General features: G+C 50.2%; 1 tRNA gene and 2 rRNA genes. All 3 read left to right on the top strand.

Annotated elements, in window-relative coordinates:
* Positions 1-1451: ribosomal RNA gene (locus tag G576_RS0109580) — 16S ribosomal RNA — on the top strand; the annotation flags it as partial.
* Positions 1452-1516: 65 nt separating this feature from the next.
* Positions 1517-1589 (top strand) — tRNA-Ala (locus tag G576_RS0109575).
* A 304-nt stretch (positions 1590-1893) separates the two neighbouring features.
* A 23S ribosomal RNA gene (locus G576_RS0109570) occupies positions 1894-2184 on the top strand; the annotation flags it as partial.

Raw genomic sequence — 2184 nt, 5'->3', positions numbered from 1 at the left:
AGTTGCGAACGGGTGAGTAACGCGTAGGTAACCTGGCTCATAGCGGGGGATAACTATTGGAAACGATAGCTAATACCGCATAAGAGTAGCTACTGCATGGTAGCTACTTAAAAGGAGCAACTGCTTCACTATGAGATGGACCTGCGTTGTATTAGCTAGTTGGTGAGGTAACGGCTCACCAAGGCGACGATACATAGCCGACCTGAGAGGGTGATCGGCCACACTGGGACTGAGACACGGCCCAGACTCCTACGGGAGGCAGCAGTAGGGAATCTTCGGCAATGGGGGCAACCCTGACCGAGCAACGCCGCGTGAGTGAAGAAGGTTTTCGGATCGTAAAGCTCTGTTGTAAGAGAAGAATGTGTGTGGGAGTGGAAAGTCCACATAATGACGGTATCTTACCAGAAAGGGACGGCTAACTACGTGCCAGCAGCCGCGGTAATACGTAGGTCCCGAGCGTTGTCCGGATTTATTGGGCGTAAAGCGAGCGCAGGCGGTTTTGTAAGTCTGAAGTCAAAGGCATTGGCTCAACCAATGTACGCTTTGGAAACTGCGAGACTTGAGTGCAGAAGGGGAGAGTGGAATTCCATGTGTAGCGGTGAAATGCGTAGATATATGGAGGAACACCGGTGGCGAAAGCGGCTCTCTGGTCTGTAACTGACGCTGAGGCTCGAAAGCGTGGGTAGCGAACAGGATTAGATACCCTGGTAGTCCACGCCGTAAACGATGAGTGCTAGGTGTTAGGCCCTTTCCGGGGCTTAGTGCCGCAGCTAACGCATTAAGCACTCCGCCTGGGGAGTACGACCGCAAGGTTGAAACTCAAAGGAATTGACGGGGGCCCGCACAAGCGGTGGAGCATGTGGTTTAATTCGAAGCAACGCGAAGAACCTTACCAGGTCTTGACATCCCAGTGACCGCCCTAGAGATAGGGTTTCTCTTCGGAGCACTGGTGACAGGTGGTGCATGGTTGTCGTCAGCTCGTGTCGTGAGATGTTGGGTTAAGTCCCGCAACGAGCGCAACCCCTATTGTTAGTTGCCATCATTGAGTTGGGCACTCTAGCGAGACTGCCGGTAATAAACCGGAGGAAGGTGGGGATGACGTCAAATCATCATGCCCCTTATGACCTGGGCTACACACGTGCTACAATGGCTGGTACAACGAGTCGCAAGCCGGTGACGGCAAGCAAATCTCTTAAAGCCAGTCTCAGTTCGGATTGTAGGCTGCAACTCGCCTACATGAAGTCGGAATCGCTAGTAATCGCGGATCAGCACGCCGCGGTGAATACGTTCCCGGGCCTTGTACACACCGCCCGTCACACCACGAGAGTTTGTAACACCCGAAGTCGGTGAGGTAACCTATTAGGAGCCAGCCGCCTAAGGTGGGATAGATGATTGGGGTGAAGTCGTAACAAGGTAGCCGTATCGGAAGGTGCGGCTGGATCACCTCCTTTCTAAGGAAATGGAAGCACTTGGACGTTTTGTTTAGTTTTGAGTGGTCTCAGGAAGAGACAGATGTGGGGCCTTAGCTCAGCTGGGAGAGCGCCTGCTTTGCACGCAGGAGGTCAGCGGTTCGATCCCGCTAGGCTCCATTATCTAGGATACAAAGAGATGTTCGACTTGCCGACATTTCTGTAGAAAAATAGGGAACTGACGCAGTGTGCTTGACACACAAGGCAGTTCATCATTTTTCCTAAGAAATGAATCTCGTGTTCAACTAGATAAGATGATATTTGAATAGGAACCTAGACTTTCTAGGAACAGTTCTTAATATCATGTATTTGTCCATTGAAAATTGAATATCTATATCAAATTTCATTTATAGGAATATAAATGAAAGTAACAAGAAAATAAACCGAAACGCTGTAGAATCATATTGATGAGTTTAATTAATAAGGTTAAGTTAATAAGGGCGCACGGTGGATGCCTTGGCACTAGAAGCCGAAGAAGGACGTGACTAACAACGAAATGCTTTGGGGAGCTGTAAGTAAGCGCTGATCCAGAGATGTCCGAATGGGGGAACCCGGCAGGTTGATGCCTGTCACCCATCACTGTTAAGGTGGTGAGGAGGAAGACGCAGTGAACTGAAACATCTAAGTAGCTGCAGGAAGAGAAAGCAAAAGCGATTGCCTTAGTAGCGGCGAGCGAAGAGGCAGGAGGGCAAACCAGAGTGTTTACACTCTGGGG

The organism is Streptococcus porci DSM 23759 (genome assembly GCF_000423765.1).
Taxonomy (GTDB): Bacteria; Bacillota; Bacilli; order Lactobacillales; family Streptococcaceae; genus Streptococcus; species Streptococcus porci.
Note: the sequence above shows the minus strand (reverse complement) of the source record. Positions and strands in the feature narration are given on the sequence as shown.